Origin of the sequence: Jiella flava (assembly GCF_017349315.1) — a bacterium.
Classification (GTDB): Bacteria; Pseudomonadota; Alphaproteobacteria; order Rhizobiales; family Rhizobiaceae; genus Jiella; species Jiella flava.
In genome coordinates this window covers 69,542-94,445 of the sequence record NZ_JAFMPP010000008.1, presented here as the reverse complement: position 1 = coordinate 94,445, position 24,904 = coordinate 69,542, and the positions used below count along the sequence as shown (strand labels likewise).

Here is a 24,904-nt window from a genome sequence, read left to right as displayed (position 1 = left end):
AGTTCATTCATAAACTTTCATAAGGCAACTTAATGTGATTGATTATGATTGTTTATGATTGACATCGATCGCGAAGCGGCGAAAATGCACGCGCGACGCAGGGCCTCATGACGCGGCCTGCGCTCCCCCGTCACGACATCGCCCGGAAGGATTCATCATGCTCGACCAGCCCACCCCGTCGCGCCTCGCCAATCTGTGGGACGCCGGCCAGGCGGCGGCGATGACCGAGCCGGAAAAGCTGCTCTACCGCTCCAATCTGCTCGGCTCCGACAAGCGCATCACCAATTACGGCGGCGGCAACACCTCGGCCAAGGTGATGCAGCCCGATCCGTTGACCGGCGAGACGGTCGAGGTGTTGTGGGTGAAGGGATCGGGCGGCGACGTCGGCACCATCAAGATGGACGGCTTCGCCACCCTCTACATGGAGAAGCTCAGGGCGCTGAAGGGGCTCTATCGCGGCGTCGAGCGTGAAGACGAGATGGTCGGCTACCTGCCGCACTGCACCTTCAACCTCAACGCCCGCGCCGCCTCGATCGATACGCCGCTGCACGCCTATGTGCCGAAGCCCCATGTCGACCATATGCATCCCGACGCGATCATCGCGATCGCCGCGTCGGCCGATTCCGAGGCGCTGACCAACAAGATCTTCGGCCCGCGCATCGGCTGGCTGCCGTGGAAACGTCCCGGCTACGAACTCGGCCTGTGGCTCGCCGAGTTCTGCGAGAAGAACCCGGACGCCGACGGCGTCATTCTTGAAAGTCACGGCCTGTTCACTTGGGGCGACACCGCCGAGGCCTGCTACGAGACGACGATCGAAATCATCAACCGCGCCATTGCCTGGTTCGAGGAGAGCGTCGAGGGTACGGTGTTCGGCGGCGAAAAACTCCGCGCCCTGCCGGCGGCCGAGCGCCGTGCCGTCGCCGCCCGCCTGATGCCGGTCATTCGCGGCATGATCGGTGTCGATGAGCGCAAGGTCGGGCATTTCGACGACAGCGAGGCGGTGCTGCAGTTTGTCAATTCGAATGCACTCACACACCTGGCGCCGATGGGCACCAGCTGCCCCGATCACTTCCTGCGCACCAAGATCCGGCCGCTCATCGTCGATTTCGACCCGCAACAGCCCGATCTGGAGAAAACCATCGCCGGACTCGGCGATGCGCTGGCGCGCTATCGCGACGACTACGAGGCCTATTACGAGCGCTGCAAGCATGCCGACAGTCCGGCGCTGCGCGATCCGAACGCGGTCGTCTATCTCGTCCCCGGCGTCGGCATGATCACCTTTGCCCGCGACAAGGCGACCGCGCGCATCTCGGCAGAATTCTACGTCAACGCCATCAATGTGATGCGCGGTGCCTCGTCGGTGTCGGCCTATCGCGGCCTGCCCGAGCAGGAAGCCTTTGACATCGAATACTGGCTGCTCGAAGAGGCCAAGCTCCAGCGCATGCCGAAGCCCAAGCCGCTTGCGGGTCGGGTGGCGCTCGTCACCGGCGGCGCCGGCGGCATCGGCAAGGCGACCGCCCGGCGGCTAGCGAGCGACGGCGCCTGCGTCGTCCTCGCCGACATCGACCGCGAGACGCTGGAGGCCGCCAAGGCCGAGCTATCGGCAAGCTTCGGCAAGGATGTTGTGCGCGCGCTGGCGCTGGACGTGACGTTGGAAGACGCCGTGACGGCGGCCTTCGCCGATGCGGCGGTGGAATTTGGCGGCCTCGACATTCTGGTCTCGAATGCCGGCATCTCGTCCTCCGCTCCGATCGATGAGACCGAGCTGTCGCTGTGGAACCGCAATATCGGCATCCTCGCCACCGGCTATTTTCTCGTCACGCGCGAGGCTTTCCGGCTGATGAAGCAGCAGGCGAGCGGCGGTGCGATCGTCTTCATCGCATCCAAGAACGGCCTTGCCGCCTCGCCCAACGCTTCGGCTTATTGCACGGCCAAGGCCGCCGAGATCCATCTCGCCCGCTGCCTGGCGCTGGAGGGCGCCGAATTCGGCATCCGGGTCAACACCGTCAATCCCGATGCGGTTCTGCACGGCTCCAAGATCTGGACCGGCGAGTGGCGCGCCCAGCGGGCCGCCGCCTACAATATGGCTCCCGACGAGTTGGAGGAGCATTATCGCAAGCGCTCGCTGCTGAAACTGTCGGTCTTGCCCGACGACGTCGCTGAAGCGGTGTATTTCTTCGTTTCCGACATGTCGGCGAAATCGACCGGCAACATCGTCAATGTCGACGCCGGCAACGCCCAGGCCTTCACCCGCTGAATGAGCGGGCCGACCATCGACCCCCGTGTTCGGCCCGTTGCTGAGACCTGAAACAGAGAGCGGGACCACCCGCCCAAATGCCTGCATCTGCTGAGGAGGACAGCCATGGGTGAGCGGATCGCCGCGACCGTGATCGAAGCCGACAACGCCAAGCGTCGTCCGGCGCTCGATGCCGACTATGCAGCGCTCGGCGAGCGGCTTGCCCGCCGCGGCGTCGATATCGAGGCGATCAGGCAAAAGGTCGCCGCTTACGGCGTCGCGATCCCCTCATGGGGGGTGGGCACCGGCGGCACGCGTTTCGCGCGCTTTCCCGGACCCGGCGAGCCCCGGCACATTTTCGACAAGCTGAACGACTGCGCCGTCATCCAGGCGCTGACCCGGGCGACCCCTAGCGTCTCGCTGCACATTCCCTGGGACAAGGTCGATGATCTTGGCGAACTCACCGACACTGCGTCAACTCTCGGCCTGCGCTTCGACGCGATGAACTCCAACACCTTCCAGGATCAGCCGGGTCAGTCGCACTCCTACAAGTTCGGCTCACTCTCCCACAGCGATTCCGCCACCCGCAACCAGGCGATCGAACACAATCTCGAATGCATCGCGATCGGCAAGGCGCTTGGCTCAACGGCGCTGACGGTGTGGGTCGGCGATGGCTCGAATTTCCCCGGCCAGAGCCACTTTACGCGCAGTTTCGAGCGCTATTTGGAATCGATGCGGGCAATCTATGCTGACCTGCCCGACGATTGGCGGGTGTTTACCGAGCACAAGATCTTCGAGCCGGCCTTCTATTCGACCGTCGTCCAGGACTGGGGCACGAACTATCTGATCGCTCAGGAACTCGGCCCCAAGGCCTTCTGCCTTGTCGATCTCGGCCATCACGCGCCGACCGTCAATATCGAGATGATCGTCGCCCGGCTCGTCCAGTTCGGCAAGCTTGGCGGCTTCCATTTCAACGATTCCCGATATGGCGACGACGACCTCGATACCGGCGCGATCGATCCCTACCGACTGTTCCTGGTTTTCAACGAGTTGGTCGACGCGGAGACACGCGGCGCCAAGGGTTTCGATCCAGCGCATATGCTGGATCAGTCACACAATGTCACCGATCCGATCGAAAGCCTGATGACCAGCGCCATGGAGGTCCAGCGCGCCTATGCTCAGGCGCTGATCGTCGACCGCGTGGCGCTTGCCGCTTTTCAGGACGACAACGACGCACTGATGGCGAGCGAAACGCTGAAGCAGGCGTTTCGCACCGATGTCGAGCCGATTCTCGCCAAGGCCCGGCTCGACGCCGGCGGCGCCATCGCGCCGGTCCCGTGTTACCGGGCGGCCGGCTACCGCGCCAAGGTCGCCGCCGAACGGCCGCAATCGACAAGCCTCGGCGGCGGCATCGTCTGAGCAACAGGGGCAGCCGGATGGCAGGCTGGGTGATGGCTTGGTCGGCTCAAACGTAGCGCTTGGCCGCAAGGCATCTGCGCGCGCCAGCGTCCGGCTTTAAAGCGGGGTCATCCCCGTCGGCGGATCACCCAGCCGTCATTAACCGTCCGCGAACCTCATGTTGCCCCGGTCCCAGGGGGAACGCCGCATTGGCGGCGCGCCCGTCGAGCTCAATCGCATCGAGCCCCTCCGGCAACGTGACCTCGGCCGTTGTCGACGGCGGCAGACTGATCAGCCATGTCACCTGATCGCCCTCGATCCGCCAGCGGCTTTCAATCCGGCCACGCGCGGCGTCGTAGCGGGCGGCAACCCGGCCGATGCGCCGGTCGAAGATCGGGCGCATCTGAACATGGGAGAAGCCCGGCCTCTCCTTCGACCAGTCGATGCCGGCGATGCGCGACCAGATCCATTCGCCGACCGCGCCGAAGGAATAGTGGTTGAACGAATTCATCGCCGGGCTTTGAAAGCCCTTCTCCGGCGTCCAGCCGTCCCAGCGCTCCCACATCGTCGTTGCCCCCTGGCGGATCGAAAAACCCCAGGACGGATAGGATTCGCACAGAAGAAGATCGACCGCACGCTCGAGGCTCAGATAATCGGCGACCACCGGGCAGAGATGGCGCACGCCGATGAAGCCGGTGCGCAGATGCCGGCCGGCCTCACCGAGCAGCGCGTCGAGCCGGGCCGCCACCGCCTGTCGGGCCGCGTCGTCGCGCAACAGGTCGAAATCGAGAGCGAGCAGACAGGCCGTCTGGGTGTCGCTGGTCAGCCGGCCCGCGTCGTCGGGGCCGTAGCGCGCCTCGAACGCCGCCCGAAGCCGCACGCCGAGGGCCGTCCAACGCGCCCGGTCGCGGCCGAGCACATCGGCAAGCCGGGCCATCAGATCGGCGAGATGAATCCAGTAGGCCGTGGCGACAAGGCCCGGATCGGTCTTCTGGTCGACATTCAACCAGTCACCGTAATTGTTGTGCACCCGGTTGAGCCGGAGCCCATCGGGATTTTTGGCGGCGATATAATCCATCCAGGCGCAAAGATGCGGCCAGCACCGTTCGACGAGATCACGGTCGGCATAGCGCAGCCAGTGGTGCCAGGCGAGGATGATCGGCGCGTCGCCCCAGGCCGGGGCACCGGGCTGGGGGGTCAGGCGGTAGGGATTGAGAGGCTTGGTCGGTGCGACATCCGGAAACGCGCCCTGCGGCGACTGGCCGTCGATCAAATCCTCCATCCACTTGGTCAGGAAGGCGGCGATATCGGCGTTGAAGCCCGCCGTGCGCCAGAAGATCTGCGCGTCCGCGCTCCAGCCATAACGCTCGTCGCGCTGGGGGCAGTCGGTCGGCACCGACAGGAAGTTGCTGCGCTGACCCCATTCAATATTGGCGATCAGCCGATTGAGCATCGGGTTGGCGGTCTCGATGACGCCCGTCCAGGGCGTGTCGGTCTGGATCGCACAAGCCTTGATCGAGACCAGTTCGCCCTGTCCCTCGACCCTGACACCGACGAACTGAAACCCATGAAAGGTGAAGCGCGGGCAGAACATCTCGCGCCCGCCGCCCCGCGCGACATAGATGTCCTCAGACACCGCATAGCGCAGATTCTCGGTGTAAAGCCGACCGTCGACGTCGAGACGCTCGGCATGGCGCAGAACGAAGCGTGTGCCGGCTGCCGCCTCGACTGTCAGGCGGACATAGCCCGCCAGGTTCTGGCCGGTGTCAAAGATCAGTTCATCGTCGATCCGATGCATTTCATGCATCGGCAGCCGCGCCACCTCGCGTGCCGGCTGCATACGGGCGGCCTCCAGCCGCGGGGCGGCCGGTTCCGGCTCGAACACTTCGACCGGCTGCCAATCGGCCGTGTCATAACCGGGCCTGTCCCAGCCATCGCGCTCGCGCCGCGCGTCATAAGCCTCGCCGACGAGAAAATCGCTGTAAAGGATCGGCCCGCGTGCCGTCAGCCAGTTGCCATCGCTGGTGACGATCCGCCGGCTGCCGTCGGCGAACTCGAGATGGATCTGGCAGAGGAAAGCCGGCCGGCCACCATAATGATTGCCAGCGCGCCGCTGGTTGTGGCCGACGCGGCCAGAATACCAGCCTTCGCCGAGAATCGCGCCGATGCAGTTGGCCCCCGCCCTCAAACGATCGGTGACGTCGAAACTCTGATACTCAATGCGCCGATGATAGTCGGTCCAGCCCGGAGCCATCACCGCGTCGCCGATTTTTGCGCCGTTGATCCGCAACTCGTAAAGGCCAAGGGCAGTGACATAGGCGGTCGCCCGCAGCGGCGCTTGAGCCAGCGTGATTTCGCGGCGCAGATAATCGGCCGGTCGGGCCTGAAACCGATTGTCGTAGCTGTCTTCGCTCGGCACCTCGCGCCCCGCCGGCAGAACGAAATAGCGGGCGATCCAGGCGGCGCAAAACTCCTCATGCGGCAGGCCGGTGAAGAGCCGAGCGGGCGATGCGGGCGGTGCCGGATCGCCGCGATCGTCGTAGACGACGACGCTCCACCAAAACACCCGATCCGAGGGCAGCGCCGGCCCATCCCAGTGCGCCGCACAGGCGTCGCCCTCGCGTCGGCCGCCGTCGTAGAAAGCGCCCTCGCCTGCCGCGACGGCGTCCCGATCCTGACCGACGATCAGTCGCCATCCGCTCTGCCGCTCGGCCACGCCCTCAAGCGACCAGTCAAAACGCGGCGCTGCGCGGTTCAGCCCCGCCGGTTCGGCCAGATGTTCGCAGCGCAGCCTGACGGCGCGCAATCGCTCTGAGATTTTGCGCAAAATCCAACCCCCAAATCCTCGTGCATCGTTGCCAATTTCCCCGTCCGCGATTGCGGCTCTACGTCATTGGCGCATCCACCGCACGCCGCGCACCTTGGCTCACCCCATCGATCAGCCCTGCATGTTCGGCGATTACAGCATCGGCCCGAACATCGGAACGATTTTCGGCAAGCCCGACACGTCGACTGAATGAGATCGCGCGTCCTTTGTGCGTGCCGGCGGACAACCGGCGCGCTAAAGCGCAACTGCGCGGTTGCGGGCGTTGTGGATGTGGCGTTCAATCGCCGCCATCGCGCCTGCCCGATCGCGTTTGCCAAGCGCCTCGATCACCGCCAGATGATCGGCGAAGGCGTCCAGCGTCGCCTGCGCGGTCAGCGCATGGCGATAGAGATTGATCAGCCGCATGCGCGTCTCATTGGTCTCGTAGATCCGCTGCAGCAGGCCATTGCCGGTCGAGGCGATCAACGCGGCATGCATCGCCCGGTCGATCCCTTCGGCTCGCACCAGCACCGTCTCCGAACTGTCCCGCCGAATCTCATCCATCATGGTGCGATGGGCTGATCTGAGCGCCTCGATCGTCTCGTCCGGCATGGTCTCGACAGCCGTCGAGGCCGCCTCCCGCTCCAGTGCCAGACGGAACTGGAAGGTCTCGCGAATCATCTTCAAATCGATCGCCGGCAAAAGAATGCCGCGCTGGTTGAGCACCTGGATCAGACCTTCGGATTCGAGCAACGGCAAAAGTTCGCGCAACGCGCCCACCGACAGTTCGAGGTCGGCGGCAAGCTCGCGTTGGGTGATCATCTGTCCGAGCGTCAGCGTGCCCGAACGCAACGCGTCCACGAACCGATCATAGGCGGCCATGCGCTGATTCTTGCCATCACCGGTTCTGGCTTCGACTTTCGCCATCACGCCCCCCAAGCCCGCATCCGCCGGAGATTAACGAGATGGGAATCCTCAAGAGCGTTCCCCCCTCGCTCATCTGGTGGCCTCAAAAATCGGATCACTGATACAATCAGTCTTGCATAAGCGAAAAAATGAGGCAACACTCCGCGCCGTCCGATGTCGGCTCCCGCGGCGGCGTCGACCTTTGGGAGAAGGAGGAGGACAATCCATGTCAAAAGCGATTCTGGCTCTGGCCGTCGGTGCCGCTATGCTGGCGGGCAGCCTGTCCGCAAATGCGGCGCCGATCGACCTGAAAATCAGCGTCCCGAGCGTTCCGAGCGACATCCACACCCAGGCGCTCAAGATGTTCAAAACGGATCTGGAAAAGGCGGCACCGGGTCAGTTCAACGTCGAGATCTACGATTCGGGATCGCTGTTCAAACAAGGCGCGGACACCGACGCGGTCGAGCGCGGCAACCTGCAGATGACCTATCTGTCGTTCCAGCTGATTGCCGACCAGCTGCCGCAATATGGGCTCTTGACGATGCCCTATCTGTTCCGCAGCGCGCAACACTACGACGACTTCATGAAAAGCAAGCTCGGCGATCAGTTCAAGGCCGATGTCGAGCAGGCGATGAATATCCGCCTGCTCGCCCCCTGTTATCTCGGCACCCGCGAGTTGAATCTGCGCAAGCAGATGAAGGTCGACACGCCCGACGATCTAAAGGGCGTGAAAATGCGGATGCCCGACTCCGATGCGTGGCTCTTCATGGGCAAGGCGCTTGGCGCCAATCCGGTTCCGATGCCCTTCGGCGACGTCTATCTCGGCCTGCAGACCGGTACGATCGACGCGCAGGACAACCCGCTGCCGACCGATTATGCAGCGAAGTTTTACGAAGTCACCAAGCAGATCACCATGACCAAGCATCTGGTCGACGCGATCAATCTGGTGATCGGTGCAGACGTCTGGAACAAGCTGGACGACAGTCAGAAGGCGGCTGTGCAGAACGCCGCGGATGCCGCTTGCAAATGGAATGACACCAAGCGCAAGGCCGAAGAGGACAAGCTCGTCGACTTTTTCAAGTCGAAGGGGCTGGCGGTGACGAATCCGGATATCAGCGCCTTCCGCGAACATGTGCAGAAATATTATCTCGACAGTGATCGCTCGAAGCAATGGACCAGTGGTTGGGTTGACCAGATCAACGCCATGGCGCCCAAGGCTGACGCGTCGAAGAAGAACTGACAATGACCAAAGGCGCTCCGTCGTCCGGTTCCGCCGGCGCTCTCGCTTGGCTGGGCACCATGGCCAAGCGCGTCGCCGACTGGATCGGCGTAGCGCTGTTCCTCAGCGCGTTCATGGGATTTCTCGTCCAGGTCTTTTATCGCTACGTGCTCAACGCACCGCTGCTGTGGACCCAGGAATTCGTGATGATCAGCTTCATCTGGGCGGTGTTCTGGTCTGCGGCCTTTACCGTCCCGATCCGCAAGCATGTGTCATTCGACGTCGTCTACGACATCGTATCGCCGGAGACGCGCCGCGTCTTCAGCGTCATCTCGATGGTCGCGGTCATCGCCGCCTTCGCGCTGCTGGTGCCCTATACCTGGGACTATCTCACCTTCATGGCGCGCCGCAAAAGCGCCGTGCTCAGAATCCCGATGGACTTGGTCTATGGCTGCTATCTGTTGTTCATCGCGGGCTTTGCAATCCAGGGGTTCTGGCGGTTGATCCAGCTTTTCGGCCCCTCTTGGCGTGATCAGATCTAGGAGCGTTGACGTGGAGTTTCTCGGCCACTACGCCTTCGCGATCATGCTCGTCCTGATGGTGACGATCACCATCACCGGTCTGCCCTTCGGCATCGCGATGATCGTCGCCAGCATCTTCTACCTGTTTCTTTCCGGCCAGGATGTCAGCCTTGCGGCTGAAAATGTCCTTAACGGCATCTTCGGCAATTTCGTCGCGCTCGCCGTACCGCTGTTCATCTTCGCCGCCAACATCATGAATGCCGGCAAGATCTCGGACAGGCTCCTCGACTTCGCGCTGGCGCTGGTCGGCCGGCTGCCGGGCGGGCTCGCTCAGGTCAACATTCTGACGAGCCTCATCTTTTCCGGCATGAGCGGCTCGGCCATTTCCGATGCGGCGGGGGTCGGCAAGATCATCACCGATATGATGATGCGCGAAAACCGTTATCCGCGCGGATTTGCCGGAGCGATGACGGCCGCGTCGGCGGTGGTCGGTCCGATCTTTCCGCCGTCGATCCCGATGGTGTTCTATGCGCTGATTTCGTCGACTTCGGTCGGCGCGCTGTTCCTCGGGGGTGTCGTGCCGGCGCTGCTCCTGTGCCTGGTTCTCGGCATCGCCGTGGCGATCATGGCCAAGGTGCGCGGCTTCCCGATCGAGGCACCGGTGGCTCTGGCGATGTTGCCCGTGATCGTGCTGCGCGCCCTGCCCGCACTGTTCATGCCGGTCATCCTGCTCGGCGGCATCTATTCGGGCGCCTTCACTCCGACCGAGGCCGCGGCCGTCTCGGCCCTTTACGCCATCCTGCTTGCAGCCTTCGCGTATCGGGCGCTTGGGTTGTCGAGCTTCATCGACGTGGTCCGCGAGACCGTCGAGACCACCGCCGTCGTCACGATTGTTTTGTGCGGCGCCTTCATCTTCAATTATGTCGTCACCATCGAGCAGGTCCCGCAGACGGTCTCGGCGCTGTTCCAGCAGCTGCAATTGCAGCCCTGGGCCTTCCTTCTGCTGCTCAACATCCTCTATCTGCTGCTCGGCTGCATTCTCGACGTCTCGACGATCATGCTGGTCGTAACGCCCCTATTCATCCCGACTGCCGCGGCGATGGGGATCGACCTCGTCTATCTGGGCGTCGTCCTGGTGTTCAACATGATGATCGGGCTAATCACCCCGCCCTACGGAATCTTGCTGTTCATCATCAAGGCGCTGAACGGCATTCCGCTGGCCGAACTGATCCGCGAGAGCTGGTTCTTCCTGGCGATCCTCGTCGCGATGCTGACGCTTCTGACCTACGTCCCGGCTCTGTCACTCTGGCTGCCCCGCGCAGCCGGCATGCTCTGACGCTCAGAACGATCGCGCCGCCCTCTCAGCTTTCCCCGGCAACGAGCGCCGGGGCCGTTTTCCACGGAGTCTGCCATGCATCCGTCTAACACCTTAATCAACGATAATGTCGCGAACGCCAAGCCCTTCGGCATTTCCGCCGCGCTGATCACGCCCTTCACCCGGGATGGCGCCCTTGACGCTGCGGCCGGCGGGCGTCAGGCCGCCCGTGTCATCGCCGCCGGCGCCGAAGGCGTCACCTTATGCGGCACGACCGGCGAAGGCGCGAGCCTGACCCGTGCAGAACGCGCAAAACTCATCGACGGCGTGCTCGACGCCGGCGTTGCCGCCGAGGCGGTCACCCTGTGCCTGTGTGCGACCGCGGCCGAAGACGCGGCAAGCCAGGCCCGGGACGGGCTGGAGCGCGGCATCCGCCGCTTCCTCGCCACCCCGCCGTTTTATTTCAAAGGCGTGCCCGACGCCGGCCTCGAAGCCTGGTTTGGCGCGCTCATCGAGCGGCTCGACGCCGCGTCGGTCGAACTGATCCTCTACCATATCCCCAAGGTCACCGGCACGCCGCTGTCGCCGGCGCTGGTGCGTCGCTTGAAGGATCGCTTCGGCCCGGCCATTCGCGGCGTCAAGGACAGCTCCGGCAGTTGGAGCGGCGCACAGGGGTTCCTGAAGGCCCGCGATTTGTCGGTCATGATCGGCGACGAGCGCCTGCTTGCGGGCGCCGCCTCGCTCGGCGGCAGCGGCTCGATCAGTGGTCTTGCCAATCTCGTGCCTGCCCAGGTTCGAGCCACCCATGAGACAGGCACAGCCAACGCCGGCATCAACGCCCTCGTCGTCGCGGTCATCGAAAACGGCGGCACCGCGATGATCAAGGCGCTCGCAGCCAAACTCTTCGACGAGCCCGGTCTCGCCGCCATGCGCGCACCGAACGTCGCCGCCGACCCGGCCCGCGCCGACGAGATCATCGACCAAGTGCTGCGCCCAATGCTGTAACGCCAACGGCGGGAGCGTTCATTATACTTCCATTTGAAATCGCGACACTCCGGCGTCCCCGGACGGCATCTCGATCACCAAAAGATCATTTCGACATTGCAACATTGTCATGGCGAAAGCGGTTGGGAGACGTGCAATCCCGTTGCACAATCACCATATCGAGCGGATGTGGGTTGGCGACAGCGGCCCGCACCCTGGCTGGCTTTCACGCGAAGCGGCCGAATTCAAGCGATGGAGGGCGCACCAACATGGCCCAGATGAATCTTCCGACGATTTCGTCGGGCGACGGCGGACTGACTCGTTATCTCGAAGAGATCCGGCGGTTTCCCATGCTGGAACCGCAGGAGGAATACATGCTGGCGAAGCGTTACGCCGAGCATGACGACCGCAAGGCAGCGCATAAGCTCGTCACCAGTCACCTCCGGCTCGTTGCCAAGATTGCGATGGGCTATCGCGGCTACGGCCTGCCGATCGGCGAAGTGATTTCCGAGGGCAATGTCGGCTTGATGCAAGCCGTCAAACGCTTCGATCCCGAGCGCGGTTTTCGCTTGGCGACCTACGCCATGTGGTGGATCAAAGCCTCGATTCAGGAATATATTCTTCGTTCCTGGAGTTTGGTCAAGATGGGCACGACCGCCAATCAGAAGCGGCTGTTCTTCAATCTCCGCAAGATGAAGAGCCGCATTCAGGCGCTCGACGAGGGCGACCTGCGTCCTGATCAGGTCAATCACATCGCCACCACCCTCGGCGTGTCCGAGGAGGAGGTCGTGTCGATGAATCGCCGCTTGTCCGGCGACTCTTCGCTCAACGCGCCAATCCGTGCGACAGAAGGTGAATCGGGCGAATGGCAGGACTGGTTGGTCGACGATTCCGACTCCCAGGAAGATGTGCTGGTGCGCCAGGACGAATACGATCAGCGCCGCGACATGCTGCGCTCGGCAATGGGCGTCCTTAACGATCGCGAGCGCCGGATCTTCGAAGCCCGCCGTCTCGCCGAAGACCCGCTCACCCTCGAAGCGCTGTCCGGCGAGTTCGACATCTCGCGCGAGCGCGTCCGCCAGATCGAGGTGCGGGCGTTTGAAAAGGTCCAAAAGGCTGTGCGCGATAAGGCCGCGGCCGCCGATCAGGCGCTGACGCCGGTTGGGGCGTGAGCATCGAGGCATCGTCAAACGACGGAGGAGAGCCGGGGTCGACGCCCCGGCTTTTTTTTGTTGCGACCGTTGGTCCAGACATCACGGCGGCCGCCCCTCTCAGCGCAAAGAGGGGATCTTGCCCATCGGGAAAATGCCGACGGCGAGAATGCCGTTGCGCGCCCGCAGCTCGATCACGGTGCGACCGTCCACCTGCTGGCCAGCCATCGGAACGGCCGACGCCACCGCCGCGGCGATATCTCTCAGTTTCGGCGCGACGATGCCGATCAGCTTGGCGATTTCCTTCGGGTTTTGAATCGCAAGCTTGAACTTGCCGTTCAGACGACCCTCGTCGTCGAAGCTGAAGTCGCCGCTGAGATCGGCGTCAGCGCTGCCCATCTTGATCATCAGCGAGCGAAGCGACACGGGCCGGTTGGCGAAAAGTTCGCGTCCCGTCAGGCCACGCGCGGCGCCAGACAGCCAGGTCCCGGCCCCGTCGATGGTCAGATCCGCACTGGTATCGAGCGGCGGCAACGTCGGCGCGCCGGGCCACAGGAGGCGCCCGCCCCGCAGCAGCGTGAAAATATCGAGATTGCCGTCCCGGCGCCGGGCATGGGCTTCGGCATGGGCGGCGTTGCTGAGCGGTGCGATGTCGTTCGCCGGTTCCAACAGGGCGATCTGCGGATTATCAAAGATCAGCGAGACGCGGTCGAGCCCGGTGGTCCAGAAGGTCGCCGAGCCCTGAGCCAGTGACCAGCGCATGTCGAGCGGCGGCGCCGCCGGTATTTCGAGTTTCAGCGGGCCGTCGAGTTCGCCGACCAGCCGGTTCGGACGGTAGATCTGCGCTGCGGTGCGGATCGCCCCGGCCGAAGCGCGCACGGCCGCGTCCGGCCGATCCACCGAAATCGCGTCGCAGCGAAAGCCGAGTCGGAACGGGAAGCCGAAAACGTCGCGGTTGGGGCATTCGACATCAATGCCGCGCTCGCGGGCCGTCTCGACCACCCGGGCCAATTCCCGATCCAGCCGTCCAGCGAGGTAGAACCAGGCCCCACACAACGCCGCGATCAAGAGCACGACGATGACGGCGACGCCGATCAGAGCACGGCGGGCCTTGGAAGGGCTGTCGCTTGACGCTGCCATCCCGTTATCCTTTTACACGGAACCGGTTTTGCCGGAAAAAAATTGCGGCGTGGAAGAGGGGCAATGAGAGACTTCTGGGTGTTCGGTTACGGCTCGCTGATCTGGCGTCCCGGGTTTGACTATGTGGAACGCACAAAAGCAAGACTGGCCGGATATCATCGCGCGCTTTGCGTCCATTCCTATGTTCACCGTGGGACACCGGATCGGCCGGGTCTGGTTTTCGGACTCGATCGCGGCGGCTCCTGCGTCGGGATGGCATTCCGCGTCGACGATTCGCTGCGCGAGGAAACCCTAGCCTATCTGAGAGCGCGGGAGCTCGTCACCAATGTCTACCGGGAATTGATTCTGCCGGTCCGCCTTGCCGACGGCCGCGCGGTCCATGCGGTCTGCTACGTCGTCGATCGCGGCCACAGCCAATATGCCGGCAAGATCGCCCCGGCCGAAGCCGCTGCGATCGTGGCGCGCAGTCATGGCCAGTCCGGCCCGAATGTCGACTACGTGACCAGCGCCTACGAGGAAATTGCCGCCATGGGGCTGAAGGACCGCTGGCTGCAGGACGTCGTCTCCCGGCTCTGAGCGTGATCCTCGCCGCGCCTCGCCGGCCGCTCTCAGGCCCCGGCCAACGGACCGAGACCGTCCCGCGCGGCGGCTTCCTTCAACAGCTCGCGGCTGTGCGCTTCGATCGACGCGCGCAAGCCGCCAAGAAATGCCTGCCGATCGGCGCCCGGCGCGATTGTCGGCAGAAAAGCCGCATGGATCGTGCCGGCCCGCTTGATGAAACTGTTGCGCGACCAATAGATGCCGGAATTCAGCGCCACCGGCACCACCGGCAACCCCAGCCCCTCATAAAGCCGAAACACGCCCTGGCGATATTCCACCTCGGCCCCGGGCTTAGTGCGGGTGCCTTCGGGAAAGATAATGATCCGGCGGCCGTTCTCGACAGCCTCCCGCGCCCCTTCCATCATGGCCGCGACGGCGCCGCCGCGCTTGGCCCGATCGACCGGGATCATCTGCATCCTGCGGGCAAAGCTGCCGAAGAGCGGAATGCTGAGCAGCTCCTTCTTCAAGATGAAGGTTGGCCGATCGACGACAACGAGCAGCGCCAGGATTTCCCAGAACGACTGATGCTTGGAGGCGACTATGGCGCCGCCGTCGGGCAGATTCTCGGTACCGGTGAAGAGCGAGTTCGTGCCCGCGACAACCTTGAGAAGCCAGAGGCTGGAGCGCGCCCAGTTGCGCACGATCCACCATCCCGTCGCCTCGCCGACGACGAAAAAGACCGGAGACCAGAACAACAGTTGGATGACGAGATTGCCGTAGAACAGGATGTTGAACGCAAGGGAACGCAAAAACGTCATGGGCGGACAGGTCCTCGGCGAAAGCGGCCGTTTGCGATTCGCCGAGCCGCTGCCCGCGTTCATAAGGCTCTCGCCTTGTGAAGGTAAAGCCGCACCATCAGGTGGCGGCGCAAAACGCTCCGTCAGCGCTCGCTCAGACTGGCGAAGCGGGATTGCGGCTCGAAGTCCTGGGGGGCCATGCCGAGAACGCCGCGAATGCGCGTCGCCAGCACCTTGCCATATTCGGTCAAAAGCAGCCGCAGGCCTGACACCGTCGGCAGGCTGTCGCGGTTCCACAAACCGGCGCGGCGAACCGCCACGGGTTTGACCGAGCGGATATTGGGAATGCGATCGAACTCCACCAGCGAACGCGGCATATGATAGTCGCTGGTCACCAGGATCAGATCGCGATAGCCGTGCTTTTGCGCCCAGCGCCCGGCCATTTCGGCGTTGCCGATGGTATCGGCCGCGACATAATCGATGTCGACGCAGCAGTCGAACCACGCCTTATCCGTCTCCGTCAGCCGAGCCAGTGTCGCGGCGCTGGTCCCCGGATGCACGCCGCTGATCAACAATCGACGGCCATGGCCGCTCCGCAGAAGGCGCAGACCGTATTCGATCCGCATTGCCCCACCGGTCAAAACGACGATGCCGTCGGCCTTGCCCACCGGCGGCAGGTTCGACAGTCGATCAACCTCGTCGGTAAAGCGCCAGAAGCCGCCGATCAGATAGCCGGCAACGCCAACCAGCGCCAAAAACACCAGGAACCTCTTGCCGAGCTGCCCCTTCGGCCGCAGCGTCTCAGTCTTCCGCACGTCGCGCGAAAGCCGTGAAATACCATAGTCCTGGCCGGCCGCTAGGGTCATTCCGTCTCCGCATCGCCTCACGGCCGCTTGGGGCTGAGCACCATCGCGGCCATTTCATTGTTAGAGCCTTCCAAAGGCTTCATTGTGCCAGCGGCCGAACGGATCATCGCCCGGACCCGATATTGCGTCCCGATCCCGCTTCCTCTGTGGAACTGACAGTTTTCCAGACTGCTCATCATCGCAACAAAAGCAACCGATTGCATCGCAAGTGAGACGGCGAACACTCGACCAACATGGTGAACGATGCCTTAACTTTCGACCGGCGAGATCATGTCGATCTCGGCGAGATGCCGCGTCACCGTCAGCCGAGAGGTCAGCGCCGTCAGCCCGGCGACGACGATCAGCAGCACGAGAACCCCGACATAGCCGCTCCAACCGATGGTGAAGGAGCCGAACAGAGCGCTGATCTGGTCCGCTTCGGGGGTCAGCCGGTTGCTCTGCGTCAAGGCGCCGACCAGATAGAACACGATCATCGCCAAAATGCCACCAACGCAGGCGCCAATCAGCCCGAGCCGAAGGAAATGCCGCTCAAACTCCCGTGCAATGAAGCTCGACCGCGCCCCGACGAAATGGAGGACCTCAACGATCTGGCGGTTGCCTGACATCGCACCGCGCGTCGCGAAGATCACCGTCAGCACCGTTGCGACGACGACCAGGCTGAGAATGAATAGCCCGATCAGCACCATCGCCCGCGCCATCGCCACCAGACGCGACACCCAGGCGCGGTGATCGTCGAGCTGGGCTTGCGGCACCGCCGCCTGCAATTCGTCGCGCATGAAGGCGAAATTCGGCGGACTGCCGGAATCGATCTGGACGATCACCAGCCGCGGCACCGGCAATTCCTTGAAATCGATATTGTTGCCGAGCCACGGCTCGAGCAGTTGGCTGGTCGCCGTCTGGTCGAGGATCGAAGCTCCGCGTACCCCCGGCGTCTGCAGCGCGATCTGGCGCACGGTTTCGAGTGCCGTCTTCATGTCGAGCCCGTCGGCAGGCTTCACCTGAATGGTGATCTCATCGGAAATGTCATTTTCCCAGCGTGCGGCGGTGTCGGAGACCAGGCTGACGGCGCCAACGGTCAACGCCGCGAGGAAGGTCATGATGGCGATAACCGTTGTGAGCGCCCGACCCGCGACATTTCCCGGCGGCACGATCGGCGTCTGCCGGTCGCCGCGAAGCGCGTGAAAGGTCCGGATCAGGAAAGCGCGCGCGTCCATCATTCGCAAAGCCACGTCAGTCATAGATCTCCAGCCGACCATCGGACAAAATCAGCCGTCGCGCATCAACCTGATCCATCAGGCCGAGATCGTGGGTGGCGATGACCACTGCGGTTCCAGAGCGGTTGAGTTCAAGAAACAGGCGCAACAGCCGGCGGGCGAGCGGCGCGTCGACATTGCCGGTCGGCTCATCGGCGAGCAAGATGTCCGGCTGGTCGATCAGCGCCCGAGCGATAGCCGCACGCTGCTTCTCGCCGCCCGACAAGACGATCGGCAAAGCATGCAGACGCTCGCCCAGACCCACCCACTTGATCAGATCGATCACGTCCTGGCGGTATTCGTGCTCTTCCTTGCCGCGCACCCGCAGCGGCAGCGCGACATTCTCATAGGTCGTCATGTGGTCGAGCAGGCGGAAATCCTGAAACACCACACCGATGCGCCGGCGGATCGACGGCAGATCCTTGCGCGACAGCGTCGCGACGTCCTTGCCGAGGACGGTGATCAGTCCGCGCGTCGGCCGCAGCGCCAAGAACAGCATGCGCAACAGGCTGGTCTTGCCCGCACCGGACGGGCCGGTGAGGAACTGGAAGGACTGACGGCGGATCTCGAATGTCAGATCCCGCAAGACTTCCGGGCCCATGTCGTAGCGCAGACCGACATTTTCGAACCGTATCAACCCTGAATGCCCCGCTTTTGCGTGTTGGCCGCGTCGCAATGCCCTTGCAGCAGCAAGATGGCCGATTGACGGTCACCGACAGCGTCTTCCCGCCGCCTGCAGCCGAGCAACGCCAGATTCATTGCTCGTTAACCATGTTTCCTTACCGCTTGCTGGATGAACGAGCGGAGAAGCACATGCGCAGGCAAGACGACAGCGCCCTTTCGCCCGGTACCGTGATCGGATCCGGCCCGCCTCTCGCCCCCGGCACCCCCTGTATCGAGGGCGTCGCAGAGGTCACGGCGCGCCGCAGCCTGGACAAGAGCGCGGCACGATCTGCCATCCCCGCCGCCGATAGTCCGACGAGAGACTTCGGGCAACGCCGCCGCTCGGCCGCAGACACGCCCCAGTCGGCAAAGAACCACACAGATCCCCACGCTGACGCCAATCACCGAACCCTGCCCGGCTCAACGCCGCCTTGGCAACGCCTCGCAACCGGCCGATTCGCGGTACTTGCGGCAGCCGTTGCTGTCGGCGCGCCACTGGTGCCGGCTCTGCTGGTTGCCTTTCCGAAAACGCCGATCGCGGCAACCGTCGTCGACGAGCCGCAATATGCCGTCCAGCTCGGCACCGTCGAAGCCAGTCTCAAGCAGCATGGCGACCGCAAGATGCTGGAGATCTCCGGCCGCATCGCCAATCCCGGACGATCCGCCGCGGCCATTCCACCGCTTCAAATCAGCTTTGCCGATCCCAAACAAGGCTTGCGCTCGCGTACGCTTCAGACCAGTGTCGCCCAACTGCCGGCAGGTCAAACCCTCGACTTCATCTCGAAGATCGCCATGCCGGAAGATGCGAACGGAACCGTGCGCATCGGATTTGTCGGCAGCGCAATGAAAGGCGACCTGTGATCACCATCCGCGACCGCACGATCGACGTTCTTTTCAGTGCCGAGGCTATTGCCACGCAAGTCGATCGGCTGTCGCGGGAAATCGCACGAACCGCCGGAGAGGATCTGGTGGTCGTCTCGGTGCTGAAAGGCGCCTTCGTTTTCGCCGCCGATCTCATCCGCGCCTTGCACAGGGCAGGCGTTGCGCCGCAAGTCGAATTCATCTCCCTGTCGAGCTATGGCGCCGGCACCGTAGGAGGCGAGGTCAAGATCCTGCGCGACATCGATGCCGACGTCGCAGGCCGTAAGGTGCTGCTCGTCGACGATATCCTCGAATCCGGCCGCACACTGAAATTTGCCGAGACGCTTCTTCGGCAACGCGGCGCCAGCGATGTCGAACTGGCGGTGCTGCTCGACAAGAAGGGCCACCGCAAGGCCGAGATCGAAGCCGATTTCATCGGGTTTAACTGCCCGGATCACTTCGTCGTCGGTTACGGCATGGATGTCGGCCACGCCTTTCGTGAGCTGCCCTTTATCGGTCATGTGGTCGATTGACGACCCTAACGACTTGCGGATCAGCGATTTCGTCGCGTAAAAGCCGCGCCGAAGATCCGACGTCGATGGTTGCGATGTGGCGATCTCTCAGCCACCCGGCCGCCCCGACCACAAGCCTCAGGCAAGCGTAATCCGGGAGTGTTGTTATTCAATCGACTCATCTCGGATGAGGGAGTTTCTCGTGGCCAAACTGCTGATCGCCGAGGACGACGCCGGGGTTCGTCTGCTGTTGGAGCGCGCACTTCGCCTGGAGGGCCACGACGTCACGGCCGTCGAAGACGGTGAGCTGGCGCTGGAGATGCTCGAAGAGCACGATGGCAATTTCGACCTGCTTCTGTCCGACATCCGGATGCCGGCGATGACCGGTATCGAACTTGCCCATGCCGCAGCCAAACGCTGGCCCGGCCTGCGCATCCAGCTGATGACGGGCTATGCCGAGCAAAAAGAAGCGGCCGACGATCTTGCCGCGATCATCGTCGGCGTCCTCGACAAGCCGTTCAGCCTGGCAGAGATCCGCCGTTATGTCGGCCATTTGCTGAAGGACGTCGCCGCCGAGCCGGCCACGGATCTGCAGCGCCACTGCGCCTGAAGCCAATTTGACACGGCGCCTGGCGGCCTGACGCGATACGCGAGAAAATCCGATCAAAACATTGATCTTAATGGATTTTACATCACCTTGCCGCCTTCTCAGCCGGCGTTGCATGCCAGAGAACGCCGTGCGCCCGACAGGACGCATAAAGGACGCTCCAACGCATTGAAGCGGCCCGTCACGCTTCCCAAAATCGATTCAGATTTTCCGGCCGCTCGGTCAAAAACGAAAACGACATCGCCGGGTTGGCGCGCCATCGGACGATGGTGTCCGATGGCGCGCCAACCCGGCGATGTCGTTCGTGACGACCCGCGTCATTCAGCCGACAGCGCCGGCTGAATCGTTGTCAGTGCAGATCCGCCTTGCGGCGATACTCCTGCAGTTGCGTCGTGCGCAGCCCGGCCAACCCATGCTGGTCGATGGAGATCTGCCAAGACAGGAACTCCTCGACAGTCAAGGTGTAGCGTGAACAGGCCTCATCGAGGCTGAGCAAACCGCCTCGCACAGCCGCCACGACTTCCGCCTTGCGCCGGATCACCCATCGCCGCGTATTGATCGGCGGCAGATCCGCCAGCGTCAGCGGGCTTCCATCCGGCCCGATGACGTATTTCACTCGTGGTCTAACCTGATCGGTCATTGCACTCTCGATACACTTACCCAAAGACCCAATCGTCCCGACCTTAAGCCCCTGCTTCTAAAAAATCCGTCAAGCCACGCGTAAGCTTTCGATAAGAAGTTGCTGAAAATTCGCCATATCAGACGATAAATCCCCCGCGTTTCGCCAAAACAGCGCGCCGGTCGTCAAAATTGCGCCATCAGGATCCGGTCTTTTGGCACCCGGCCATGCGCTTGCCGCACCGAGTCGCTCTCCCATTCGCTGTTTTCTTCCCGGCCCCGCCTCGTCTATACGGGGAACGGGATCGAAACCTGCGCCGCGAAAGCTGAACCATGTCATTGAACAGTCTCGATATTGCCAAGCCGGCGACGGAGACGCGCGTCGTCGTCGCCATGTCGGGCGGCGTCGACTCGTCGGTGACGGCGGCTTTGCTCGCCGAGGCGGGCTACGACGTCGTCGGCATTACCCTGCAGCTCTATGACGGCGGCGCCGGGCCGCGCCGCGCCGGCGCCTGCTGCGCCGGACAGGATATCCACGATGCGCGCCGGGTGGCCGAGACCCTCGGCATCCACCATTATGTCCTCGATTATGAGGAGCGCTTCAAGAAGGCCGTCATCGATCCCTTTGCCGACAGCTATCTCGCCGGCGAAACCCCGATCCCGTGCGTCGCCTGCAATCAGACGGTCAAGTTCCGCGACCTTTTGGCGACCGCCGAGGACCTCGGCGCCGACGCGCTTGCGACCGGCCACTACATCGAGACCCGCCAGCGCGGCGCCCACAGAGCGATGTATCGCCCGGCCGATCTGGATCGCGATCAAAGCTACTTCCTCTATGGCACCACCCAGGAGCAGCTCGATTTCCTGCGTTTCCCGCTTGGCACCATGACCAAGGACGAGACCCGCCAGATCGCCGCGCGCTTTGGCCTTTCCGTCGCGGCGAAGCCCGACAGCCAGGACATCTGCTTCGTCTCCAAGGGCCGCTATTTCGACGTCATTCGCAAGCTGCGGCCGGAGGCGGGCGAGCCCGGCGACATCGTCCATCTCGACGGCCGCCGGCTCGGTCGACATGATGGCATCGTCAATTTCACCATCGGCCAGCGCCGCGGCCTTGGCGTTGCAGCCGGCGAGCCGCTTTACGTCGTCGCCCTGGATGCAGCCAGCGCGACGGTCACAGTCGGCCCCCGCGAGGCGCTTTTGACCCGGCGGATCCGGCTGCGGGATCTGAACTGGCTCGGCGCCAGTCGGCCTGAAGCCCATGTCGGCGATGACACCGCCTTGTTCGTCAAGGTGCGCTCGACCCGTCCGCCTGCCCCGGCGCGAATCCTGGCCACCGACGACGGATCGGTCGAGGTCGAGCTGGTGCTCGGCGAAGATGGCGTCGCGCCCGGTCAGGCCTGTGTCTTCTATGACGGCGTCGAGGCCGGCGCCGAGGTGCTCGGCGGCGGTGTTATCGCTGAGAGCCTGCCGAATGCCCGTCGTGCGGACCGCGAGCCCGCCGCCGCGACGGTCTGACCGTTACGTCTCCAGCATCGGTCCGAAAATCAAAATAGATTTTCAAAACGCTCGATGCATAGAATCAGATCGATAGTGCGTCCTTTGTGCGTCCTTTCGGACGCACGGCGCGCCAGGCGATCGTGCCGCCGCACGCCTCGGCGATGGACGATCTTACGCAACGGCCGGTCCGAGCGGCGAGGCCGCGTTCAGGATGCGCACGGTCTCGACCGCTTCCGCAGCGCCGGTTTCCGGCGGACGGCGATGGGCGACGCAGTCGATGAAATGGCGCAGCTCACGATCGAGTGGCAGGCCGGGACAGACCGGCAGATAGGTCACCGGCGCGTTCTCAAAGGAAAAGTTTGGGCCGTCGCGCCAGACCTTATGGCCGTAGAGCGCCAGCTTCTCGCCCTCAGGCGCCAAATCGTCGAAAACCAGCATGCCGGTCGTGCCGATCACCGAAAAGCGCCGGTCGCGATAGGGGGAGACCCGCGAGACATGCACTTCGGCCTGGAGACCACCGGGAAATTCCAGGCTGATATCGGCGATGTCGGTGGCGTCCGACAGGACCGTGCGGCGCGTGGCCTCGATCTGCCGCGGCATGGCGTTGGCGAGCTTCAGGATCATCGACAGATCGTGCGGCGCCAGATCCCAGACGACGTCCATGCCGAGGAAGCGGCCGAGCCCCATGCGGTTGGCGATGATATGCCGGACGGTGCCGATGCGGCCCTCGGCCACCGTCGTGCAGAGCTTTTGAAACACCGGGTGAAAACGCAGGACATGGCCGACCATCAGCAGCCGCTCGGTTTTCTTGGCGACGGCGGCCGTCAGCTCGGCATCGGCGATGTCGAGGGCGATCGGCTTTTCGATCAGAACGTCCTTGCCGGCGGCAAAGGCGGCCCGCGCTGTCGGCCCGTGCATGCTCGCAGGCAGCGCCAGGACCAGCGCGTCGATGTCCGGGGATGCGATGGCCTCGTCGGTGTCCATCGCCTTGACGCCGTGCCGCTCAGCGAAAAGGTCCGCCCGCTCGAAACTGCGATCTGCCACGGCGGCGAGTGCGCCGATCTCTGCCAGGGTGCGCACGTGGTTCTGTCCCCACTGACCGCAGCCGACCACGGCAATCCTTGGATGCATGCTTCAGCCTTTCGTCTGTTCGATCAAGCAAGTCGGCTGAAGCGTCTCCTCGGGAGACTTCGCTTCGCGCCGGCCCCCGTCAAACGCAGCCCTGTAGACCCCGCGAGCGAGAAGGGCAAGCCTTGCCCGCCGCAGCGGGCCCCGGCCCGCCCCTCAAGGTCGCTCTTCGATGCCGTATTCCCGCATCTTCCGGTAAAGCGTCGAGCGGCCGATCCCCAGCCGCCGGGCGATCTCGGTCATCCGGCCGTCATACTGAACAAAAGCCATGCGGATGAGATCCGCCTCGATATCGACCATGCGGCGGATCTCGCCATCTTCGCCGCGCAGCGGAAAGCCCCCGTCGGTCCCGCGTGCAGGACGCCCCGGCGTTACCGCCTCACGGATGATCAACTCGCCGTTTTTCAGGGCCTGATCGATCGGCCGTCCGATCATCGACACCTCCTCTGCGTCCTTATCTCTCACCGGCAAACTCGGCGGCTCGGCGGCTCCGGCCTGCGCCGCGATCAGCGCGCAGACTTGCGGAAAATCGGCAACGGTCAACACCGGCCCCTCGGCGAGAACCACCGCCCGGTGCAGGGTATTTTCGAGCTGGCGGATATTGCCGGGCCAATCATAGGCTTCGAGCAACGCGATCGCCGCCCGGTCGATACCGGTCACCCGCGCGTGCTTTTCCAGGCTCGTCAGCCGAGGCAAGATCTGATCGATAAGGCACCGGATCTCATCGCGGCGCGCGCGCAGCGGCGGTATCGCGATTTCGACGGCATTCAGCCGGTAATAAAGGTCGGCGCGAAACCTTCCTGCCGCGACGGCTGCCGATAGCTTCCGGTTGGTCGCCGAGATCAGGCGAATGTCGACCCTCACCGCCGTCTTGGCGCCAACGGGATCGATCTCGCCGTCCTGGAGAACCCGCAGCAGCTTGACCTGAGCGGTCGGAGCGAGATCGCTGATCTCGTCGAGAAACAAGGTGCCGCCGTCGGCTTCAACAAATTTGCCCGAATGGGTTTCGCTGGCGCTCGTAAAGGCGCCCTTGGCGTGGCCGAACAAAATGCTCTCGACGAGTTCCGAAGGCAGCGCCCCGCAATTGACCGCGACGAATGGCTTGGCCGCCCGGTCACTGGCAGCACGGATCGCCTGGGCGAGCCACTCCTTGCCGACCCCCGTCTCACCTTCGATCAGGATCGGGATGGTCGAAGCCGCCGCTTTTGCCGCCGTTTTCAGCACCGGTCGCATCGTCGCCGAGGCGCGCTCGGCGGTCAGCGTCGCGCCGGCGCGCTGCGGCCGCGCCACCGTCCGCATGCGCACGGCATTGGCGAGCGTTGCGCGAAATTTTTCCGGCGACACCGGTTTGACGACAAAATCGAAGGCCCCGGCCCGCATCGCCGCGACCACGGTGTCGATCGAGCCCTTGGCCGTCTGGACGACGATCGGCACGTCAAGGCCGCGACGCCGCATCTCGGCCATCACGGCGAGCCCGGAGGTGTCCGGCATCATCAGATCGAGCACGACCGCCGCGATCCGGCCGCCGGCATCACCGCCAAGTGCTGCGAGCGCAGCCTGGCCGCCGTCGCACAAAAGCGGAGTGAACCCCATCCGCGTCACCTGCGCGTCGATCAGGCGCCGCTGAATGGGATCGTCGTCGACGATCAGGACGATCTCGGTCATTCTTCGCCTCCGCTCTCGTCTTGATGCGAGAATGACCCACTTTGGCACGGACGCTTAAAATTCGACTGAACAAGCACGGGCAACGAATGCTCGAAAACTCCCTTCAAATTTGAATCGACGAGCCGCAGCGACGATATCAACACCCGGACGACGCAATGGCCGGACTTGGCCCTGCCGAACGGAATCGGTATTGCCAGGATCGACCGATCCGAATGAACGACGAG

General features: G+C 63.6%; 22 protein-coding genes. 12 read left to right on the top strand and 10 right to left on the bottom strand.

Annotated elements, in window-relative coordinates:
• Nucleotides 1-157 precede the first annotated feature (157 nt).
• Nucleotides 158-2,257: a bifunctional rhamnulose-1-phosphate aldolase/short-chain dehydrogenase gene (locus tag J1C48_RS10880; protein ID WP_207257869.1), complete on the top strand. Its 2,100-nt coding sequence runs from the start codon at nucleotides 158-160 to the stop codon at nucleotides 2,255-2,257.
• 105 nt (nucleotides 2,258-2,362) lie between these two features.
• On the top strand, nucleotides 2,363-3,655 hold the full coding sequence (rhaI, locus tag J1C48_RS10875; protein WP_207257868.1) for an L-rhamnose catabolism isomerase: 1,293 nt from the start codon (nucleotides 2,363-2,365) through the stop codon (nucleotides 3,653-3,655).
• 124 nt (nucleotides 3,656-3,779) lie between these two features.
• Here the strand turns inward: rhaI and J1C48_RS10870 are convergent, their stop codons facing one another.
• Both J1C48_RS10870 and J1C48_RS10865 read right to left on the bottom strand, forming a co-directional pair.
• Nucleotides 3,780-6,461: an alpha-L-rhamnosidase gene (locus J1C48_RS10870; RefSeq protein WP_207257867.1), complete on the bottom strand. Its 2,682-nt coding sequence runs from the start codon at nucleotides 6,459-6,461 to the stop codon at nucleotides 3,780-3,782.
• 234 nt (nucleotides 6,462-6,695) lie between these two features.
• A complete protein-coding gene (locus J1C48_RS10865; protein ID WP_207257866.1) occupies nucleotides 6,696-7,367 on the bottom strand; it encodes a GntR family transcriptional regulator in 672 nt (223 codons plus the stop codon).
• A 205-nt stretch (nucleotides 7,368-7,572) separates the two neighbouring features.
• Between J1C48_RS10865 and J1C48_RS10860 the strand changes: the two genes are divergently transcribed.
• The 5 genes from J1C48_RS10860 (at nucleotide 7,573) to rpoH (ending at nucleotide 12,557) form a co-directional block, all read left to right on the top strand.
• A complete protein-coding gene (locus tag J1C48_RS10860; RefSeq protein WP_207257865.1) occupies nucleotides 7,573-8,586 on the top strand; it encodes a DctP family TRAP transporter solute-binding subunit in 1,014 nt (337 codons plus the stop codon).
• 2 nt (nucleotides 8,587-8,588) lie between these two features.
• Nucleotides 8,589-9,107 carry a TRAP transporter small permease gene (locus J1C48_RS10855; protein ID WP_207257864.1) on the top strand — a complete coding sequence of 173 codons (519 nt, stop codon included), beginning with the start codon at nucleotides 8,589-8,591 and terminating at the stop codon, nucleotides 9,105-9,107.
• A gap of 10 nt (nucleotides 9,108-9,117) precedes the next feature.
• Nucleotides 9,118-10,422, top strand: coding sequence for a TRAP transporter large permease (locus tag J1C48_RS10850; RefSeq protein ID WP_231081704.1), 1,305 nt, complete (start codon nucleotides 9,118-9,120; stop codon nucleotides 10,420-10,422).
• A 75-nt stretch (nucleotides 10,423-10,497) separates the two neighbouring features.
• A complete protein-coding gene (locus J1C48_RS10845; protein ID WP_207257863.1) occupies nucleotides 10,498-11,406 on the top strand; it encodes a dihydrodipicolinate synthase family protein in 909 nt (302 codons plus the stop codon).
• 248 nt (nucleotides 11,407-11,654) lie between these two features.
• The gene (gene rpoH / locus J1C48_RS10840) at nucleotides 11,655-12,557 is read left to right on the top strand and encodes an RNA polymerase sigma factor RpoH (protein WP_207257862.1); all 903 of its coding nucleotides are present in this window, start codon (nucleotides 11,655-11,657) and stop codon (nucleotides 12,555-12,557) included.
• 99 nt (nucleotides 12,558-12,656) lie between these two features.
• On the opposite strand, the gene J1C48_RS10835 is transcribed toward rpoH, so the two are convergent.
• On the bottom strand, nucleotides 12,657-13,676 hold the full coding sequence (locus J1C48_RS10835; RefSeq protein WP_207257861.1) for a DUF2125 domain-containing protein: 1,020 nt from the start codon (nucleotides 13,674-13,676) through the stop codon (nucleotides 12,657-12,659).
• A 63-nt stretch (nucleotides 13,677-13,739) separates the two neighbouring features.
• On the opposite strand from J1C48_RS10835, the gene J1C48_RS10830 reads away from it, so the two are divergent.
• A complete protein-coding gene (locus J1C48_RS10830; RefSeq protein ID WP_207257860.1) occupies nucleotides 13,740-14,252 on the top strand; it encodes a gamma-glutamylcyclotransferase in 513 nt (170 codons plus the stop codon).
• A gap of 32 nt (nucleotides 14,253-14,284) precedes the next feature.
• Here the strand turns inward: J1C48_RS10830 and J1C48_RS10825 are convergent, their stop codons facing one another.
• The 4 genes from J1C48_RS10825 to ftsE all read right to left on the bottom strand — a co-directional run bounded on the left by J1C48_RS10825 (nucleotide 14,285) and on the right by ftsE (nucleotide 17,769).
• Nucleotides 14,285-15,034, bottom strand: a complete 750-nt coding sequence (locus J1C48_RS10825) for a lysophospholipid acyltransferase family protein (protein ID WP_231081703.1) — start codon at nucleotides 15,032-15,034, stop codon at nucleotides 14,285-14,287.
• Between the two features lie 122 nt (nucleotides 15,035-15,156).
• On the bottom strand, nucleotides 15,157-15,879 hold the full coding sequence (locus J1C48_RS10820) for a YdcF family protein (RefSeq protein ID WP_207257858.1): 723 nt from the start codon (nucleotides 15,877-15,879) through the stop codon (nucleotides 15,157-15,159).
• 248 nt (nucleotides 15,880-16,127) lie between these two features.
• Nucleotides 16,128-17,093, bottom strand: a complete 966-nt coding sequence (locus J1C48_RS10815) for a cell division protein FtsX (protein ID WP_207257962.1) — start codon at nucleotides 17,091-17,093, stop codon at nucleotides 16,128-16,130.
• A 16-nt stretch (nucleotides 17,094-17,109) separates the two neighbouring features.
• Complete coding sequence (gene ftsE, locus J1C48_RS10810; protein ID WP_207257857.1) at nucleotides 17,110-17,769, bottom strand: cell division ATP-binding protein FtsE; 660 nt, start codon at nucleotides 17,767-17,769, stop codon at nucleotides 17,110-17,112.
• 65 nt (nucleotides 17,770-17,834) lie between these two features.
• Between ftsE and J1C48_RS18930 the strand changes: the two genes are divergently transcribed.
• The 3 genes from J1C48_RS18930 to J1C48_RS10795 all read left to right on the top strand — a co-directional run bounded on the left by J1C48_RS18930 (nucleotide 17,835) and on the right by J1C48_RS10795 (nucleotide 19,778).
• On the top strand, nucleotides 17,835-18,656 hold the full coding sequence (locus J1C48_RS18930; protein WP_207257856.1) for a hypothetical protein: 822 nt from the start codon (nucleotides 17,835-17,837) through the stop codon (nucleotides 18,654-18,656).
• Entirely contained in the window at nucleotides 18,653-19,189 is a 537-nt protein-coding gene (gene hpt / locus J1C48_RS18925) for a hypoxanthine phosphoribosyltransferase (RefSeq protein ID WP_207257855.1), read from the top strand. Before J1C48_RS18930 ends, hpt begins: the two co-directional genes overlap by 4 nt.
• Nucleotides 19,190-19,370: 181 nt before the next feature.
• Complete coding sequence (locus J1C48_RS10795) at nucleotides 19,371-19,778, top strand: response regulator (RefSeq protein WP_207257961.1); 408 nt, start codon at nucleotides 19,371-19,373, stop codon at nucleotides 19,776-19,778.
• A 346-nt stretch (nucleotides 19,779-20,124) separates the two neighbouring features.
• Here the strand turns inward: J1C48_RS10795 and sciP are convergent, their stop codons facing one another.
• On the bottom strand, nucleotides 20,125-20,415 hold the full coding sequence (gene sciP / locus J1C48_RS10790; protein ID WP_207257854.1) for a CtrA inhibitor SciP: 291 nt from the start codon (nucleotides 20,413-20,415) through the stop codon (nucleotides 20,125-20,127).
• Between the two features lie 311 nt (nucleotides 20,416-20,726).
• Between sciP and mnmA the strand changes: the two genes are divergently transcribed.
• Entirely contained in the window at nucleotides 20,727-21,905 is a 1,179-nt protein-coding gene (gene mnmA / locus J1C48_RS10785; protein ID WP_207257853.1) for a tRNA 2-thiouridine(34) synthase MnmA, read from the top strand.
• Nucleotides 21,906-22,058: 153 nt separating this feature from the next.
• Here the strand turns inward: mnmA and J1C48_RS10780 are convergent, their stop codons facing one another.
• On the bottom strand, nucleotides 22,059-23,018 hold the full coding sequence (locus J1C48_RS10780; protein ID WP_207257852.1) for a Gfo/Idh/MocA family protein: 960 nt from the start codon (nucleotides 23,016-23,018) through the stop codon (nucleotides 22,059-22,061).
• A gap of 153 nt (nucleotides 23,019-23,171) precedes the next feature.
• On the bottom strand, nucleotides 23,172-24,680 hold the full coding sequence (locus tag J1C48_RS10775) for a sigma-54-dependent transcriptional regulator (RefSeq protein WP_207257851.1): 1,509 nt from the start codon (nucleotides 24,678-24,680) through the stop codon (nucleotides 23,172-23,174).
• Nucleotides 24,681-24,904: the final 224 nt, after the last annotated feature.

Bases quoted from the DNA above. Each gene is read 5' to 3' on its own strand.
- J1C48_RS10775 (WP_207257851.1), bottom strand. From the start codon at position 24,680: ATGACCGAGATCGTCCTGATCGTCGACGACGATCCCATTCAGCGGCGC.
- J1C48_RS10830 (WP_207257860.1), top strand. From the start codon at position 13,740: ATGAGAGACTTCTGGGTGTTCGGTTACGGCTCGCTGATCTGGCGTCCC.
- J1C48_RS10845 (WP_207257863.1), top strand. From the start codon at position 10,498: ATGCATCCGTCTAACACCTTAATCAACGATAATGTCGCGAACGCCAAG.
- mnmA (WP_207257853.1), top strand. From the start codon at position 20,727: ATGTCATTGAACAGTCTCGATATTGCCAAGCCGGCGACGGAGACGCGC.
- J1C48_RS10860 (WP_207257865.1), top strand. From the start codon at position 7,573: ATGTCAAAAGCGATTCTGGCTCTGGCCGTCGGTGCCGCTATGCTGGCG.
- J1C48_RS10780 (WP_207257852.1), bottom strand. From the start codon at position 23,018: ATGCATCCAAGGATTGCCGTGGTCGGCTGCGGTCAGTGGGGACAGAAC.
- J1C48_RS10865 (WP_207257866.1), bottom strand. From the start codon at position 7,367: ATGGCGAAAGTCGAAGCCAGAACCGGTGATGGCAAGAATCAGCGCATG.
- J1C48_RS10880 (WP_207257869.1), top strand. From the start codon at position 158: ATGCTCGACCAGCCCACCCCGTCGCGCCTCGCCAATCTGTGGGACGCC.
- J1C48_RS10835 (WP_207257861.1), bottom strand. From the start codon at position 13,676: ATGGCAGCGTCAAGCGACAGCCCTTCCAAGGCCCGCCGTGCTCTGATC.
- J1C48_RS10815 (WP_207257962.1), bottom strand. From the start codon at position 17,093: ATGGACGCGCGCGCTTTCCTGATCCGGACCTTTCACGCGCTTCGCGGC.
- rpoH (WP_207257862.1), top strand. From the start codon at position 11,655: ATGGCCCAGATGAATCTTCCGACGATTTCGTCGGGCGACGGCGGACTG.
- rhaI (WP_207257868.1), top strand. From the start codon at position 2,363: ATGGGTGAGCGGATCGCCGCGACCGTGATCGAAGCCGACAACGCCAAG.
- sciP (WP_207257854.1), bottom strand. From the start codon at position 20,415: ATGACCGATCAGGTTAGACCACGAGTGAAATACGTCATCGGGCCGGAT.
- J1C48_RS10855 (WP_207257864.1), top strand. From the start codon at position 8,589: ATGACCAAAGGCGCTCCGTCGTCCGGTTCCGCCGGCGCTCTCGCTTGG.
- J1C48_RS10825 (WP_231081703.1), bottom strand. From the start codon at position 15,034: ATGACGTTTTTGCGTTCCCTTGCGTTCAACATCCTGTTCTACGGCAAT.
- J1C48_RS10820 (WP_207257858.1), bottom strand. From the start codon at position 15,879: ATGACCCTAGCGGCCGGCCAGGACTATGGTATTTCACGGCTTTCGCGC.